Raw genomic sequence first — 15,539 nt, 5'->3', positions numbered from 1 at the left:
AGAAGAAGTACGAAAAAACAAAAGTTGCCATCCTATTCACAGAATGACAATGTACTATTTGTTGAGATTGCTCCGCTTTCAGCTGGCAATGACTTGTTGTCGTAATTATTTCTTGATCAGCTTTGCAAGGTAAGAATCTTCATCCTTCAAAACTCTTTCTATTTTAAAACCATTATTTGTGGCAGCATTCTTCAAAGTATTAAAGTCAAGATACAGCCAGGTAATCGGTTCTTCGGATTCTCCTTTATAATGAACCACATAATCCAGTTCTCCGTAATAGCCACCTGCAGGAATGTATACTCCACCATCTTTATCACGGTCAAACATATAAAGGATATCTGTACTGTCGATCAGGATCTGTCCTTCGTCGTTTAATAAAGTATGCAGCTTCTGAAGATAGGTATCAATTTTTGCCAGGCTTTCAAAAACCCCGGTACCGTTCATCAGCAATAAGATCGTATCAAATGTTTCGCTGGAAAAATCAAGCATATTTTCACAAACCGCTTTTTTAATTCCCCTCAACTTACAAACCTCAACAGATTTGGGTGAAATATCCAATGCAGTCACATCAAGATTTTTTTCATTCTGAAGGTACAACGAATGAGAACCGGCCCCTGCACCAATATCCAGAACCTTTCCTTCGGATAAATGCAATGCTTTCTGCTCTATATCATTCATTTCTTCAAAATCTCTGAATAAGTAATCCACCGGAAGCTCATCCAGCTCGGAAATTGACGTTTCAGTCTGCAGATCTTCAGGATTTTCATTATGATAATAATCCCAGATCGCTCTGCCCATTAAATCTTTCATAGTGCAAAGATAATAGTTCAGTGTTCAAAGTTCAAAGTTTTTGGTTGAATGTTACGGGTTTGCGAGGTGCGGGTTTCGGGGTAAGAGGTGTGGTGTACTTACAACTTTAAACCTTGAACCTTGAACCTTGAACTCTCAAACCCTCAAACTCTCAAACTCTCAAACTCAAAACCCCTGCTTTCTACTCCATAGATTCCTTCTCCTTATGTCTGTCCGCCTGAGATTCGTTCTCTGCTACACCTGCTTTCCAGTAAGAATAAGCATATAGTTCCTGGGAAGTCCAGTTTTTCTCTTTTCTCAGATAGGTACGGATTTCTTTTACACTTGAAAACTCACAGGCAACGTAACCGAATTTTGAAGTTTCAGGGATCTCAATGCTTTTTACCGCATGGGCAATTTCACTGCTGACCTGAGGTTGCGCATTGTGCAGCCACTTAAAATCAATCTGTGCTTTGGTTTCAAGCAGCTGTTCGTCTTCTTTTCCATGAACTTCAATAATACAGATTCCTTTTGCTGTTTCAGGAAGTGTTTCCAGAATAGCGCTGATCACCGGAATGGCAGTAGCATCACCGGCCAGCAAATACCAATCAGCCGCCGGATACAATTCCTTTCCTTCCAGACGCATCATCACACCAAGCTTTGAACCTGCTTCAGCTTCTCTTACCCATCTGGAAGCAGGACCGCCATCTCCATGGTCTACAAAATCGATGATCAGTTCATTTTTTTCCAGGTCAATTCCTCTGTGGGTATAAGTTCTGATGGATGGAGCGACTTCTTTAGGCGGATACACCCATTGATGATTTTCATCCAGCGTAGGGAAATGAATTTCATTCAAACCAGCCGGAGGAACTGCGATCTTATTATTATCTCCCACAATCGTATTTTTGAACAAATGAACTTCCGGTGAGTACAAATACACTCTGATAAAATGGTCAGTAATGTATTCTTTTCTGGTGACTTCGGCAACAATCTGCCCTGTTGAAATTTTAGCCATAACTGATTTTTTAAAGTTAAAATCCGGTTTCCGATTGATTCAGAAACCGGATTTGAAATACAATATGTTTTCAGATCAAGGCATTTTTACCTTCATCTTATTTTTTAAAATTCAAAAGTGTAAGAAAGATTGAATGTTCTTCCTCTTCCTTTATAATTAAACAATTCCGGAAGTCCGTAAGTAGAATAAAGAACCTGGGAACGTTTGCTCCATATCGTCTGATAATCTGTATTAAATATATTCTGGATTCCTAAATTGAATTTTCCAAAATGGAATCTGTAACCTATCATCAAATCGGAAGTATTATAGCCTTCCACCACATTATTAAGCTCGTCTTTCTGTTTGAAGTTCTGCAAAGACTGGAATCTGAATGACCAGTTCTGAATATTATACCCGATATAGGTTACCAGTTTTGAAGGAGAAGCATTGTAAATCTCCTGTTTCTGCCACTCTCCCTTATTATCTACCTCAGACTTGATCAAAAGTCCGCTTGCCCCAAAATACACTCCATTATTTAAGGAATAAGAAACCTCAGCTTCAATTCCCATATTCCTTAATTTCAAATCATTGACAAGGATCTGGAAGGTCTTTTTATCTACGGCAACGGTTTTGTCAGAATTACTCAGGAACCCGGCAACCTGCGCTCTTAAACCACCTCTGTTGACACGATATCCTACCTCAAACTGATTCGTTTTGATAGCCTGTAAAGGCTGTTCCTTTACATTGATACTGGATACGACATCCCAGTTTGTCCCCACCAGTTTATATTGTCCAATTCCATAAAATTTAGCTGGATCTGCCAAACTTGCTCCCTGGGAAAAGGTTCCCCAGACCTGATGCTGCTCATTGAATTTGTATAACAATCCGGCATTGGCCAATGTTACATTATAAGAACTTTCACCACCCGGAATTGCAGATGCTGAACTTCCATAGCCCATGGCAACCTGTGTTTGCTGTTCTGAACCTACAAAATCATCCATTTTTACATTGATATGCTGATAACGGATTCCTGCATTCAACTGTAGTTTTGGAAGAATGTTGTATTTAGCCTGAACATATCCTGCATAACTCTGTGAATGATTGGTAGGATATCTTCCCAGACTGTATTTTGTTTCATTAACTAAACCTCCACTGGCCATGGTTTTCGTAATATCATAAACGGACTGCGCTCCTTCAAATTTTTCAAAATCAAAGTCTGCTCCATAGGTTACATTCAGTCCACGCCATGATTTGGACAATAAAGCTTTAATTCCGGAATAGTAAGTATCCTGCTGTGAAGAGGACATGTAAGGGATTTTTCCTGTCTGTAAAGTAACATTCCCCGGAAATGGATAGAATCCTAATTTTTCACCTCGGGTTGCCAATTGTACATATAAATCCTGTCCGCCTAAAATTCCGTTCCCGTTATAAGCTACCGTTGCCATATAACGCTCTGTTCCTACATTTTTATCGGATGAGAAACCATCTCTCATTTCGAGCAATGAAGCATTTTTTGCAGTGAAAGCACTCAGGTTTTGGCCAAGAAATAAACTCCTGTCACCGTTAAATTTAGAATTGTAATACTGAACGGAGGCTGTTATTTTATGTTTATTGTTAAACTGATATCCTCCTGTGGCAAGGATGTCTATAGACTGGTTATACTGAAGGTCTGTTTGTGTAATATCTGTAAAAAGCTGCTTCTGATCTGCTCCGTATACCCCTCCATTCTGCTGATAGGCTACTCCCAGTCTTCCGAAGAACTTATCTCCTTTTGCCGCGATAGATTGGGCAGCACGGAAATCATGGTCATCTTTTCCCATAAATCCTGTACGTACCCCCAATTCTGTTTCACCACTGATTCCTTTTTTGGAAGGGGTCTTTGTAATAATATTGATAATCCCACCGGTAGCGTTACCTCCATAAATTGAACTCGCTCCTGAAAGCACTTCAATTCTTTCGATATTAAAAGGATCAATGGCATCCAGCTGGCGGCTTATAGCGCGGATACTGTTCAGAGAAACTCCGTCAATCATCACAAGAGCTGAACGCCCTCTCATATTCTGTCCATAATTGGTTCTTCCCTGCGGGCCAATATCCATCGAGGGAATCAGTATTGACAGCATTTCTTTGATAGGAACTCCGCTTTTGGCCTGTTCCTGAATCTTTTCTTTCTGCACCACCCAAACTGTTCCAGGAACTTCAGAGATTTTTGTAGGTTTTCTGGAAGCTACGATTACCACATCATCAATACCTTTAGAGGCTATAGAATCTTTAACGGTCTGGGAAAATAAGAATCCAGAAGCTAAAAGACCTATGAACGCATACTGCTTTTTCATTATTTCTATTCAACGTTTTATAATGCCGCAAAGATAATTCTTATTTAGAAAGAATAAAAATAAGAAACTATGAAATTTTTCACCTTTTATAAAAAGCTATAGACAGGAAAAAGGGAGCTGGAAGTTAATGATGATCTGTAATTCATATAACTTCTTTTGAGATAAAGATATACAAAGGCGATAAAGCGTCTTTCATCACTTGCCAATTCCAGCCTCCGGCTCCCTGCTGCAATTGTAAAATCCCAGCCCAACCAAGGACCAGGATTTTACGGTGAAAAACAAGGTTATCTTTTATACTGCAGGGCCAGCTGCATCTTTTATTTCTTCCAATAATTTTTTTCTTTCACGAAGTCTCCTTCTTGCAATAACAGATTTACCGCCAAGAACTCTCACAAATCTGAAATACTGGAAACGTTTTGCGCCAAAATGATGGGTAGCAACATACATCAATACTCCCAACCCTATCAAAATAATATACCCGAATATCTTTTTGGTGGCTATGATAATAGCATTAAGCTGAATGGCTTTCATATTGGCGGCTACATTCTGAGGAGTAACCGTCATTCCGTCCATATAAACAGCAAGATCTCCAATTGCTGTTACCTGAAAACGGTACTGAAACCAAGAGTACAGGGTTGAAAAGATTCCTACAGCGAGGAAAGTTCTCCAAACCAGAACAAGTCCGATAGCTGCCAGCATTTCATCCATTTCAAGCTTATCCAGCGTATAAAACCATACGGAAATAAACAGTGAACACATTCCGTAGCCTTTTAAGAACATCGGCAGGTACCAGTTGTCATAACTGAACTCCAGTACCATAGAAAAATACATGATAATAGCATATCCAACCATGGCCGCAAAACCGGAAAAAATATACATTTTCAATGGTTTTTCTTTTTTGAACCAGAAAATTGCCAGAACTCCAGCCAGGATAATTCCGGGAATCATCAATAAACTCAACCTGGTATTGGTTAATTGGTCATACCCCAATACGCCTACCGCAAAAGTATTCTGAATAGAAGCAGTTCCTAAAAACATTCCCAGCCAGAAAAGCATAAATAATCCGTGCTGCACATTATTCTTTGTAAAAATTTTGAATGAAAGGTATGGCCGTTTTAAGGTTAACTGACGGATGGAAAGCAGTGCAAAACTGACAAAAGCTGCAATACTTGTATTCATGATATTCTTTGAGTTGAACCAATCCTGCTGTCTTCCAAATGAATAAACATAAGCCGAAAACATAAAAGTTGAAATGAAAAGCAAAATACTTAACCAATCGATATAATGAAGGGGAACTTTTAACGCAAAATATTTGTTATGCATAAAAATCCAGTGTATCAAAGCTAAAATAAAACATAAAACTGCCGTGAACAGGTAAAACTGCTGCCAGTTATAAAGAAGAGCGAACTCTGCAGCATAATACGTAGCCACTTGATTCATGACAAGAACAAACGTATAGAAAGCGCCATAAAATACACCGCGGTTTCCAATCATCACCATTAATGGCAGAAACAGCTCTATGGTGACCATCATCTTCATAAAGCCTATCATTAAAGAAGTAAATATGAAGATCATTGGTTGTAAGGTAGTCCCGTTCACATAACTGAGCAGTCCTAAAAGCACCAGAAGCAAAACCATCTTGTCTCTTACTTTGAATCTCATTTTGATTCTGAGAACAACAGGCATACAGGCTCCCATCCCGATGGTTGTAGCGTAGTTTGCCCACATAAAATATTCTGTCATGGCACCGGTACCGCTTACCAGAGAACTGATATTCCCAGTATATACCCCACCAATAGGCATTACCACAGCAAGCAGTAATACAATCAGCAGCAGCTGTACGGGTTTCGGCACCCAGTCACTATATAATCCTTTGTTGTACATGATTTTTTAGGTAATAGATTTCAGATATCAGATGGCAGACTTCCAACATTCAACCTAAGCTTTCCTTACACATATTGTCTGGAATCCGATATCTTCCTTCTTTTAGTCTTTATTAATATTCACATTCATATTCATTCCGGCGCTCAGTTTATCCAGATCTTCTTTTTTGTTGGAAGCTGTAAACTCTATTCTTACAGGTATTCTCTGCTGTACTTTAATAAAGTTTCCGGTAGAATTATCTGTAGGCACACTTGAATATCGTGAACCGGTAGCAGCAGAAACAGCTGTTACTACGCCTTCGAATTTCTTCCCGCCTAAAGCATCTGCTGTCATGGAAATTTTTTCTCCTACTTTGATATTCGGCATCTGGCTTTCCAGGAAGTTGGCTGTTACCCATTTCTGGCCATTCAGTACGATGGTGGCAACCTGTTGTCCAGGCTGGATCAATTGTCCTTCAGAAATAGTTCTTCTACCCATTACTCCATCGTAAGGTGCGGTAATTACTGTATATGAAAGATTAATTTTCGCCATATCCAGAGCTGATTTCGTTCTTTTAATTTCAGCATCATTAATTCCCAGTCTGCTTTTCACCTCGGTTGTAGAAAGATTTGCAGACTGCTTTTGATTTACTAAGGTTTCATAAGCAGCCTTTTGTGCATCATATTCTGTTTTTACCTGATCATACTGTTGTCTGGTTACAGCTTCGGCAGCCAAAAGATTTTTGTATCGGTTTAAATTCTGCTCTGCATTCCACAATCTTGCTTTTGCCCCTGCAATATTAGACTGCATGACGTTGATATTGTTGGAAACTGTATTCACAGAAGAACTTGTAGCTGTTTTTTGAGCCATCGCATTCTGATAAGCTGCTTCTGCCTGTCCCAGCTGGGTAAGAATTTCACGATCATCCAGTATGACCAGCGTATCTCCCTTTTTTACATGCTGATGTTCAATAAACTTAATTTCTTTGATGTAGGCCGAAACCCTTGTATTGATAGGATTGATAAATTCCTCTACCTGCGCCGCTTCCGTATAAGTTTTGTTTCCGATATGGAAATATTCACGAATTAACCAGAATAATCCGAAACCGATCACCAGAAAAACGACGATATTGGAAATAATCGCTCTGATCTTATTGGTTTTATTTTTCTTTTTCTTATTTTCTGCAGCAGATGTTGCCGGATGTGGTGTTGTATTTTGAGTGGTTTGTTCCTTGTTTTCCATTGTGTTGATTTTCAGTTTTAAATTAAAGTGTTCCTGTAGATTTCAAAAGGTTGTAATACTGATACAAAACATTGATTTCAGCATTGGCATAATCAAGCTCCGACTGTAGTTTCTGGTTCTGTGCATCAATCATTTCTGCCTGTACAGCCAATTGGTTCAGGTATTTGGCTTCTGTAATCTTATAGTTTTCTTCCGCCAGTCTTTTGGAGTCATTCAGAATGTCTGCCTGCTGAATGGCTTCCTGATATTTTGTATAAGCTGCATTCACTCCCATATCCACATTCTGCTGTACCAGAGTCATCGCATCATTCGCCTGATTCTTTTGCAGCACTCCTAATTTCACTTTTTCTTTTGTTTTATAAAGGGCATCTATATTATAGCTTAAAGAAACTCCGGTCTGCCAGCCTCCTGAATACATATCCAAAACAGGATTTCTTGTTGTGATCGGTCTTTGCAGCGTATATCCACCGAACCCCGCAACGGTAGGGGCATTATCCGTTTTGATGATCTCGATATTCTTATCTGCCACCGCAATATTTTTTTGAGCCGATTTCAGTACCGGATTGCTCTCATGGGCAAGATTCATATAATAATCTATACCTATTCCCGATTCTTTGTTCTCTAAACTTTCTGTTGGAATAATTTCGGTGTCTGAGGATAAACCCAGAGCAATACTTAAATTATAATTAAGGATTTTTTTATTGTTTGAAAGGGTTAAAATTCCCTGGTCAAGATTTTTGATGGCCAATTCCCCGCGAATCACCTCATTCCTGGTTACCATGCCCTGCTGATAGAACTTCTGGATATTTTTAAGACGTTCCTGAGCCAGTTTTTTGTTATTCTGAAATACCTCTTCCTGGTTGATAATTTTATAAACATCCAGATAATTGGAAATCACCAAAAATTTAACGTCCTGCTTATTTTTCTCCAGATCAAGCTCGGAAAGCTGCTCCCGAAGTCCCGCCATTTCAATAGACTTATTCACCAATCCCCCTTTAAAAATCAGCTGTGTTGCCTGAACCGCATATGAACTCCCGTAATGCGGCATCGGAATTTTAGTGGAATTTGAAAAATCTTTATCAATTGCTACTGCATCTCCTAAATAGAACTGACTTGTAGAGGCAGTGATTGTGGGAAGTTTCTGAAGCTTAACAACACTTGTATTTTGCTTTGCAATATCAATGTTCTGGGCAGAAACTTTGAGCTGCTGATGATTATGAACAGCAAGGTCCGCCACCTCACCTGCGGTCATCTGCCTGATCTGCTGTGAAAAAAACAGCGCAGGAAAAGCTGCTATCAGAAAAGATAGTGCTGTTTTTATTTTCTTTGTCATTTTACCTTGTTTTACAGATGCAAAGTTAGGTCAACAACAAAATCAATCAAATGTTTGATTTTTGGAAAAAGATGTTCAAATGTAAGATTTCAGTTTTCAAACTGATGTCTGTACTGCGTAGGACTTACTTCCAGATGCTTCTTAAAAAAGTGAGAAAATGAGTATTGATCACTGAATCCGAGGATAGATGAAACCTCCGAAACCGGTTTATTGGAAGAGTTTAAGAGAACTTTAGCCTCATTGATCACAATTAAAGCAATGATCTGACTTGCAGATTTACCCGTGATGGCCTTTACCACGGAAGAAAGATGTCTGGTTGTAATTGACTGCCGTTCGGCATAAAACTCAACGGTTCTTTCTGTAAGGTGATGCTCGGCAAGGTCCGTAAGAAATACAAATACAATTTCCTCCTGTCTGGACATCTGACTCATGGAACTGTTGTCTTCTTTTGAGATGATTCCCGCCATCTGATAGCAGAAAACAGAGAAAAGGTGTTCCACCATCTCTTTCTTATAAAGCATATCGGTCTCAGAATCCAGAATATACTTCAGAAAATTGACACTTTTCCAGACCACTTCCATTTCATCCTCAGGAAAAGGGACTCCTTTATTCATCTGCTGCCGGAAATACCGATACGTAATCAGGCGGTTAAATTTCAATGACAGCGCCGAAATAAATTCCCTTTTATAAGAAACCATTCTCGACTGAAAATCATCAGTCACTCCCACCACTTCATAGATAGTCTGTGGGTCAGTTACCATAAACATATTGGCAGAAACTTCCAGATCACTGAAATGCTGACGCAGTTTTATTGTTCCGGATTTAATAAAAATAAAAGCAGGATTATCAGGACGAAAAGGCTTACCAACAGCTATTCGCTCGAAAATGTTGTGTTCCGTAAAAATATCAACTCCGAACTTTTCTAAGGCAGACATAAGACAAATGTAAGCAATCTTACCAGTGATTACAAAATTTTATTATTTTAGCGCCAATCCAATTTCCTGTCAATATGAGAAAGGTTGATCTATTATTTGCCGAATACAGTAAAAGCCATAGAAATGCCACCAACAAGTTCATTCACTGGATTTGTGTCCCTCTGATTTTCTGGACCATCCTGGGCTTTGTGTCTCTGGTTCCGGCTCCTCATTTTTGTGCTTCCTATTTCGGATGTATCAGTATCATAAGCCTTATTGTGATGATTCTGATTACATTCTTCTATATAAGACTTTCTTTTTTGATCGCAATGATAATGCTAATTGTAATGCTTGTCATGGAACATTTTATTTACCTTGCCAATATCAGTTCAGGGAAACAGTCATGGATCATTTATCTTTCTGTATTTGTTGTTACCTGGATTTTCCAGTTTATAGGTCACAAAATTGAAGGGAAAAAACCTTCTTTCCTCAAAGATATCCAGTTCCTTCTGATAGGACCAATATGGCTTTTAGGGTTTATTCTTAAAAAAACAGGAGTCAGATACTAATCTTCCAGGGCATATACTGCAAAACTTGCCAGCCAATGGTCTCCTCCATAATTCCCCTGGAAAAGCAGCGGTAATCCGTTAGCAAGAAATACATCTGCTGTTTTTCTGAAAGTCTTTTTTAATGGATGATTAGCAGGCAGAGCATTTGAAATTCCTTTCATACACCATGCTTTGGAAAATGATAATCCTACCAGATGAACCGTTTGGTAATCACTCAAGTCACTTACCACCGGGATTTTTTCAATATTTTCCAGACTCCTTTTTTCATAGAAAGCGTTCAGCCACTGTACAAATTCTTTTTGAGGAAGCACTCTTCGCATCAGATCTGCAATTTCCAGACTCGGGGAAAAGAAATCCGAGCCATCCGGCTCCAGATAGGCAGGTGTTTTCTGATCTTTTAAGAAAAAGTACTTTGCTTTTTCCATCAGCTGATTTTCAAACTCTTTATCTTTATTGGCTCTTGCCCAATCTATAGCGAAAGCCATGGCAAAAGCGGTATTCGGATGAACTCCGGTCCTGTTGGGATAAGTTTGCTTTGGAAGATATGTTTTCCAGGACTTCAGGATCTGATCCGTAAGTGGTTTCAGGTTCTGATGCCATATTTTGGCTTTCGGGTGGTCCCAGTTGGTCAATTCTTCATCCAACTTTAAAATCCAAGCCCAGCCATAGGTTCTTTCAAAGGTTCCGGTTAACTGATATTTTGTAAAGTAATCTGCTTCTGTCTGCAGCTTTTCTTTTTGAAATGATTCATCCAGAATTTTTTCAATTTCTTTGGCACTAGACAGATTAGGTTTTGTTTTCAAAAGTCTTGTCAGCATCCAATGCCCATGAACAGAGCTATGCCAATCAAAACAGCCATAAAAGCTGGGGTGAAGATCTTTAGGCGTTAAAGGAACTTCACCTGCATTATTGATAATATGTGCAGTTTTATTAGGATATTCCTGGTTGATACAGTGAAGAGGCTTATCAGATAACTTCATTGCCATCTCATCTGTAAGTTTTGGAACTTCCTGCGCGTACATCAGAAATGGAAAAAATGCGAATGCTAAAAGACTTTTTTTCATGAATTAAAAATAGAAATAATTTACAGTTTCAGCAATTTTTCCAATCGGTTTTAAAAGCTTTTGTTCTGAATTCTGACCCATTTACAGTATGATCAATTTTTAAGCACAATTTTTGATGATATCATCAGAAACTAAGTCTATGAAAAATATTATTCTCCTTTTATCCTGCATTCTGCTTATCAACTGCAGTAAATCCGGCAATAATAAATATGAAGCAAAAGCTGATCTGATGGAAGTTGTTCCTGAAGACAAAATTACAGCATTATCTTCCCCGGCACCTCTTATTTCTGAGAAAACAGCCTCCGATGAAAATGATTCCAATAAAGAAGTCTATACATCTAAGAAAACGGATACGATTTCTAAAAAAATCATCAAAAACGGTGATATGAAGATTCAGGTAGGTGATATTAAGAAAGCACAAAATCAGGTCAATGAGATCATCAGAAAAAATAATGCTTATATCCAGAAAGAAGAATTTCAAAATACGGATATGGATGATAACCTTACTTTGATCATTCGTGTACCTCATAAAAATTTTGATGCACTGATCAATTCTTTTTCGGATGGTGTAGGATCTGTTTTGTCTAAAAATATTTCCTCCAATGATGTCACAGAGGAATATACTGATGTAGCCATAAAGCTGGCCAACAAAAAAATCTATCTTGAAAAGTACCGTAATATGCTCAAAAGTGCTGCTACCACAAAAGATATGCTGGAAATTCAGGAAAATATCCGTGAGCTGGAAGATGAGATAGACATTGCTGAAGGCAGGCTTCGCTTCATTGATGACAGGGTGAATTACAGCACTCTGAATTTAAGCCTATATAAAGAGAAAGTGAGAAGTTCGGCCACCTCTAAAATTGGCTTCGGAAGCCGGTTTATAGATTCTCTGACGGAAGGATGGAACAGTTTTGTGAGCTTCCTGCTGGGAATCGTTTCACTATGGCCATTCTTTTTGATCATTCCTATGATCGTTTTTCTTTGGAGAAAATGGAAATCAAAGAAAAAAGTTCAAAATTAATTTATTAAAAATCCGGGCATCTTCGATGCCCGGATTTTTACTGCATTATCAACAATTTATACTGTTTCCAGTTCTGTATTGAAAATCAAGAATAATGCAACAGCTGCGTTAATAGCTGTTAAATATTTTTTTAATATAAAAAGATCCAATTGTGAATAACGAAAGGATAAGGAATAATTTATATTTTTCCTATACCTCCTATTTCCCCAGTACAAATACTGCAGGAATTTTATGAAGTTCCGGTTTCTGTTTCTGCCAGTCTTTAATTGTTTTCGTCCTGATAAACTCATGTTCCGGATCGTTGATATTGGCTGCAATACAAAGCCTGGTATTTGGTGACAAAAATTTGCACAAATCTTCAAAAAGCTGATTATTCCGGTAAGGTGTTTCCATGAAAATCTGTGAATATCCTGTTTTCTGAACAAGGCTTTCAAGATTCATAATCTGTTTCTTTTTCTCTCCTTTATCTATGGGAAGATAGCCATGGAAAGTAAATTCCTGCCCGTTGAAACCACTGGAAATCAAAGCCAGGATAATAGATGATGGCCCAGATATCGGGATCACTCTGATATTTTTCTCGTGACACCATTTTACGATCAGGTTTCCGGGATCTGCAATACAAGGCAGCCCGGCTTCTGACAGCAGTCCGAAGTCCTGCCCTTTCAGCATCAGTTCCTGAGCTTCTTTAATATCTGCATTTTCTGTGTATTTATCCAGCAGAAATAACTTCAGATCAGCCTGCTTTTTTTCAGGAGCAAAAAATTTAACAACCTTTCTCGCTGTTTTTTCATTTTCTACAAAGAAGTAGTCAGTCTGCATGATATAGTCCTTCAGGACAGGTGAAAAGTGGTTGATAGAAGTATTTTCTGATAAGTAAGCAGGGAGTAAAAAAAGCATTGTATTATTTTTTAGTTCTTTCGTTAAGTGAAGGTTGTGGGAAATATTTGGTCGGATCCATAGAGAAGGTAACCGAGGTGATTTTCCAGGTTCCGTTGATCTTCATCAGTGTCCAGATCTCCTTTCCCCAGTTTTCCATTTTGCCATCATACCAAAAGCTGTAATCAAAATTAGCAGAAGCAATTGATCCGTCTTCTATGATCTTAATGTTATCAAATTTTTCTTCAGATTTATCATCTTTAAAGCTTTTGATGAAAGCTTTATAGTCGTCTGCAAAGTAGTAATCTGCTTTAGGATTTTTCTCCAGACGCTTAGCCTGCGTTCTGTCTTTGTAAATTCCGGTCCACAGTACAGGCTCCTGGAATAAAGAAAGATACCTGGCTTCGTCTCTGGATTTAATGCATCCCATAAAGTCATCCATTACTTTACGGATCTCTGTTTCATCTTTAGTTTGGGAGAAAGAAAAATTAAAGCTTAATAAAAGCAATAACAGCAGTTTTTTCATGATTCATATTTTAGAATATTGTTCTTAATAGCATTGCACCCTTTATCCAAAAGCTGAAAGACGTTTTCAAAATCTTTCATGTCTCCCCAATATGGATCCGGGACCTCAGCATTTTGATGATCTCCCAATGCTTCTAAAAACAAAGATACTTTCTGACGCTCTCCTTCATTTTTAGTTCTAGAAACGACATCTTCAAACACGTCAATATCCATGCAGTAAATCTTATCAAAGATTTCAAAATCTCTCCTTGTAATAGGCCTTGATCTTTGTTGAGATATATCAATATGATGATTGGCAGCAGTTTTAATGGCTCTTTTATCAGGATGCTCTCCTTCATGCATTGAAATGGTTCCTGCTGAATCTACCCTATAATGATCCGGTATTTTTGTTTTCATAATTCCTTCTGCCAGAGGACTTCTGCATATATTTCCCAGACAAACCATTAGTATTTTCATATGCTCACTATTTAAAAAGGATCTTTTGTCACGACAAAACTAAATAAAAAATGAAGAATAAAACTATCCTTCATTTCAATTTATTTTTCAGCTTAACACTATTTATTGTTTGATTCTTTCAGTAAGGTCTTTGACGTATTTCTTGATTTCTTTATCAATTTTTGATACGTCTTTGATGGTATCACAAGCATACATTACCGTCGAGTGATCTTTCCCTCCCATTTCTTCACCGATTTTAGTAAATGTAGAATTGGTAAATTCTTTGGAGAAGTACATTGCCAGCTGTCTTGGTAATGCGATCTCTCTTTTTCTTGTTTTTGAAAGCAGCTGTTCTTTTTTGATTCCAAAATAGTCACAAACTACTTCCTGGATATAAGGAATATTGATAACTTTTTTCTGGTTGGCAGCAATTCTGTTGATGGTTTCTTTCAGTAATTCCAGGCTAAGATCTCTCTTATATACTGTAGAGTAAGCGATCACCGAGTTGATCACCCCGATCAGTTCTCTTACGTTTGTTTTTGCTTCAGCAGCAAGGAAGTCCAGCATATCTCCCGGAAGAACAATTCCATCTCTGCTTAGTTTATCTTCAATGATCTGTCTTCTTGTAGACAGGTCCGGAGATTTAATTTCTGCAGAAAGTCCCCATTTGAAACGGGAAACAATTCTGTCCTGGATATCCATAATATCTGCAGGCGCTTTATCTGACGTCAGGATAATCTGCTTTCCGTTCTGATGCAGGTGATCAAAAATATGGAAGAAGCTGTCCTGAGTCGCTGATTTTCCTGATAAGAACTGGATATCATCAATGATTAATACATCTACCATCTGGTAGAAATTGGCAAATTCAGTCTGCTTGTGTGCTTTGGCTGCAGAGATGAACTGCTGGATAAATTTTTCAGATGATAAATAAAGAACTACTTTATCCGGAAACTGATTTTTTACTTCAAGCCCTACAGCCTGTCCTAAGTGGGTTTTTCCAACTCCATACCCTCCATATAAAAATAACGGGTTGAAAGCTGTTGCTCCGGGTCTCTTTGCTATGGATCTGGCTACAGTCGCTGCAAATTTATTGCTTTCCCCCTCTACATAACTATCAAATGAATAGTCAGGCTTCAGGTTAGAATCTATATTTACTTTTCTTATTCCAGGAACTACAAAAGGATTTACAATATTAGCAGAGAATCCTTGTGGCATTGTTTCCTGTGTTTTCGGAGTGGGAACGCTTTGTCCCTTGATGTTCATGGTAACTGGCTTTTCTTCCCCTTTCGGTCTGTTTTCCATTACAGAATACCATAATTTCACTCCTTTTCCAATATTTTTCTTCAGGGCAGCAGAAAGTAAGGACAGGTAATTGTCCTCTATATATTCCTTGTAAAAATCGCTCGGTACGATCAGCGTAAGGTTATTCGCTACTAATGAAAGCGGCTGAACCTTATCGAATAACATATCGAAAGATTTTTCAAGTTTTTTAAGGTCAGAATTGTCTTCAGCTGCGTTCAGGTTATCACGCATAAACTGAAGGCATTTCTGCCATATCATCATTAAATTGTCATCCAT

At 38.3% G+C, this 15,539-nt stretch carries 14 protein-coding genes; 2 read left to right on the top strand and 12 right to left on the bottom strand.

Annotation, left to right across the window (positions count from 1 at the left end; genetic code table 11):
- Nucleotides 1-105 precede the first annotated feature (105 nt).
- From AC3FI7_RS00070 to AC3FI7_RS00040, 7 genes are all read right to left on the bottom strand, one after another.
- Nucleotides 106-810, bottom strand: a complete 705-nt coding sequence (locus AC3FI7_RS00070; RefSeq protein WP_491461081.1) for a class I SAM-dependent methyltransferase — start codon at nucleotides 808-810, stop codon at nucleotides 106-108.
- A 181-nt stretch (nucleotides 811-991) separates the two neighbouring features.
- Nucleotides 992-1,804, bottom strand: a complete 813-nt coding sequence (locus AC3FI7_RS00065; protein WP_142725665.1) for a siderophore-interacting protein — start codon at nucleotides 1,802-1,804, stop codon at nucleotides 992-994.
- Nucleotides 1,805-1,908: 104 nt separating this feature from the next.
- Nucleotides 1,909-4,119, bottom strand: coding sequence for a TonB-dependent receptor (locus AC3FI7_RS00060; protein ID WP_491461080.1), 2,211 nt, complete (start codon nucleotides 4,117-4,119; stop codon nucleotides 1,909-1,911).
- Nucleotides 4,120-4,410: 291 nt separating this feature from the next.
- Complete coding sequence (locus tag AC3FI7_RS00055) at nucleotides 4,411-6,003, bottom strand: MFS transporter (RefSeq protein ID WP_491461079.1); 1,593 nt, start codon at nucleotides 6,001-6,003, stop codon at nucleotides 4,411-4,413.
- 102 nt (nucleotides 6,004-6,105) lie between these two features.
- Nucleotides 6,106-7,224, bottom strand: a complete 1,119-nt coding sequence (locus AC3FI7_RS00050) for an HlyD family secretion protein (RefSeq protein ID WP_491461078.1) — start codon at nucleotides 7,222-7,224, stop codon at nucleotides 6,106-6,108.
- Nucleotides 7,225-7,246: 22 nt separating this feature from the next.
- Nucleotides 7,247-8,557, bottom strand: a complete 1,311-nt coding sequence (locus tag AC3FI7_RS00045; RefSeq protein ID WP_491461077.1) for a TolC family protein — start codon at nucleotides 8,555-8,557, stop codon at nucleotides 7,247-7,249.
- Between the two features lie 89 nt (nucleotides 8,558-8,646).
- Complete coding sequence (locus AC3FI7_RS00040; protein ID WP_343657713.1) at nucleotides 8,647-9,492, bottom strand: helix-turn-helix domain-containing protein; 846 nt, start codon at nucleotides 9,490-9,492, stop codon at nucleotides 8,647-8,649.
- 74 nt (nucleotides 9,493-9,566) lie between these two features.
- On the opposite strand from AC3FI7_RS00040, the gene AC3FI7_RS00035 reads away from it, so the two are divergent.
- The gene (locus tag AC3FI7_RS00035) at nucleotides 9,567-10,040 is read left to right on the top strand and encodes an Mpo1 family 2-hydroxy fatty acid dioxygenase (protein ID WP_491461076.1); all 474 of its coding nucleotides are present in this window, start codon (nucleotides 9,567-9,569) and stop codon (nucleotides 10,038-10,040) included.
- On the opposite strand, the gene AC3FI7_RS00030 is transcribed toward AC3FI7_RS00035, so the two are convergent.
- Nucleotides 10,037-11,104, bottom strand: coding sequence for a DUF2891 domain-containing protein (locus AC3FI7_RS00030; protein ID WP_343657711.1), 1,068 nt, complete (start codon nucleotides 11,102-11,104; stop codon nucleotides 10,037-10,039). The two genes, AC3FI7_RS00035 and AC3FI7_RS00030, sit on opposite strands and share 4 nt — an antisense overlap.
- Before the next feature lie 139 nt (nucleotides 11,105-11,243).
- Between AC3FI7_RS00030 and AC3FI7_RS00025 the strand changes: the two genes are divergently transcribed.
- Complete coding sequence (locus tag AC3FI7_RS00025) at nucleotides 11,244-12,125, top strand: DUF4349 domain-containing protein (RefSeq protein ID WP_343657710.1); 882 nt, start codon at nucleotides 11,244-11,246, stop codon at nucleotides 12,123-12,125.
- A 198-nt stretch (nucleotides 12,126-12,323) separates the two neighbouring features.
- On the opposite strand, the gene AC3FI7_RS00020 is transcribed toward AC3FI7_RS00025, so the two are convergent.
- From AC3FI7_RS00020 to dnaA, 4 genes are all read right to left on the bottom strand, one after another.
- Nucleotides 12,324-13,022 carry an SAM-dependent methyltransferase gene (locus tag AC3FI7_RS00020; RefSeq protein ID WP_142725656.1) on the bottom strand — a complete coding sequence of 233 codons (699 nt, stop codon included), beginning with the start codon at nucleotides 13,020-13,022 and terminating at the stop codon, nucleotides 12,324-12,326.
- 4 nt (nucleotides 13,023-13,026) lie between these two features.
- Nucleotides 13,027-13,527: a Cif family virulence factor gene (locus AC3FI7_RS00015; RefSeq protein WP_491461075.1), complete on the bottom strand. Its 501-nt coding sequence runs from the start codon at nucleotides 13,525-13,527 to the stop codon at nucleotides 13,027-13,029.
- Nucleotides 13,524-13,982 (bottom strand): low molecular weight protein-tyrosine-phosphatase, encoded by a 459-nt coding sequence (locus AC3FI7_RS00010; protein WP_491461074.1) that lies wholly within the window; start codon nucleotides 13,980-13,982, stop codon nucleotides 13,524-13,526. The genes AC3FI7_RS00015 and AC3FI7_RS00010 overlap by 4 nt, the downstream gene beginning before the upstream one ends.
- Nucleotides 13,983-14,084: 102 nt before the next feature.
- Nucleotides 14,085-15,539, bottom strand: coding sequence for a chromosomal replication initiator protein DnaA (gene dnaA / locus AC3FI7_RS00005; protein WP_002980474.1), 1,455 nt, complete (start codon nucleotides 15,537-15,539; stop codon nucleotides 14,085-14,087).

The organism is Chryseobacterium sp. TQ-BC-N36, from assembly GCF_058382295.1.
This window is presented reverse-complemented; position numbering and strand designations above follow the sequence as displayed.

What these genes read in the sequence shown, in the direction of transcription:
- AC3FI7_RS00070 (WP_491461081.1), bottom strand. Translation starts at nt 810, where the DNA reads ATGAAAGATTTAATGGGCAGAGCGATCTGGGATTATTATCATAATGAA.
- AC3FI7_RS00065 (WP_142725665.1), bottom strand. Translation starts at nt 1,804, where the DNA reads ATGGCTAAAATTTCAACAGGGCAGATTGTTGCCGAAGTCACCAGAAAA.
- AC3FI7_RS00060 (WP_491461080.1), bottom strand. Translation starts at nt 4,119, where the DNA reads ATGAAAAAGCAGTATGCGTTCATAGGTCTTTTAGCTTCTGGATTCTTA.
- AC3FI7_RS00055 (WP_491461079.1), bottom strand. Translation starts at nt 6,003, where the DNA reads ATGTACAACAAAGGATTATATAGTGACTGGGTGCCGAAACCCGTACAG.
- AC3FI7_RS00050 (WP_491461078.1), bottom strand. Translation starts at nt 7,224, where the DNA reads ATGGAAAACAAGGAACAAACCACTCAAAATACAACACCACATCCGGCA.
- AC3FI7_RS00045 (WP_491461077.1), bottom strand. Translation starts at nt 8,557, where the DNA reads ATGACAAAGAAAATAAAAACAGCACTATCTTTTCTGATAGCAGCTTTT.
- AC3FI7_RS00040 (WP_343657713.1), bottom strand. Translation starts at nt 9,492, where the DNA reads ATGTCTGCCTTAGAAAAGTTCGGAGTTGATATTTTTACGGAACACAAC.
- AC3FI7_RS00035 (WP_491461076.1), top strand. Translation starts at nt 9,567, where the DNA reads ATGAGAAAGGTTGATCTATTATTTGCCGAATACAGTAAAAGCCATAGA.
- AC3FI7_RS00030 (WP_343657711.1), bottom strand. Translation starts at nt 11,104, where the DNA reads ATGAAAAAAAGTCTTTTAGCATTCGCATTTTTTCCATTTCTGATGTAC.
- AC3FI7_RS00025 (WP_343657710.1), top strand. Translation starts at nt 11,244, where the DNA reads ATGAAAAATATTATTCTCCTTTTATCCTGCATTCTGCTTATCAACTGC.
- AC3FI7_RS00020 (WP_142725656.1), bottom strand. Translation starts at nt 13,022, where the DNA reads ATGCTTTTTTTACTCCCTGCTTACTTATCAGAAAATACTTCTATCAAC.
- AC3FI7_RS00015 (WP_491461075.1), bottom strand. Translation starts at nt 13,527, where the DNA reads ATGAAAAAACTGCTGTTATTGCTTTTATTAAGCTTTAATTTTTCTTTC.
- AC3FI7_RS00010 (WP_491461074.1), bottom strand. Translation starts at nt 13,982, where the DNA reads ATGAAAATACTAATGGTTTGTCTGGGAAATATATGCAGAAGTCCTCTG.
- dnaA (WP_002980474.1), bottom strand. Translation starts at nt 15,539, where the DNA reads ATGGATGACAATTTAATGATGATATGGCAGAAATGCCTTCAGTTTATG.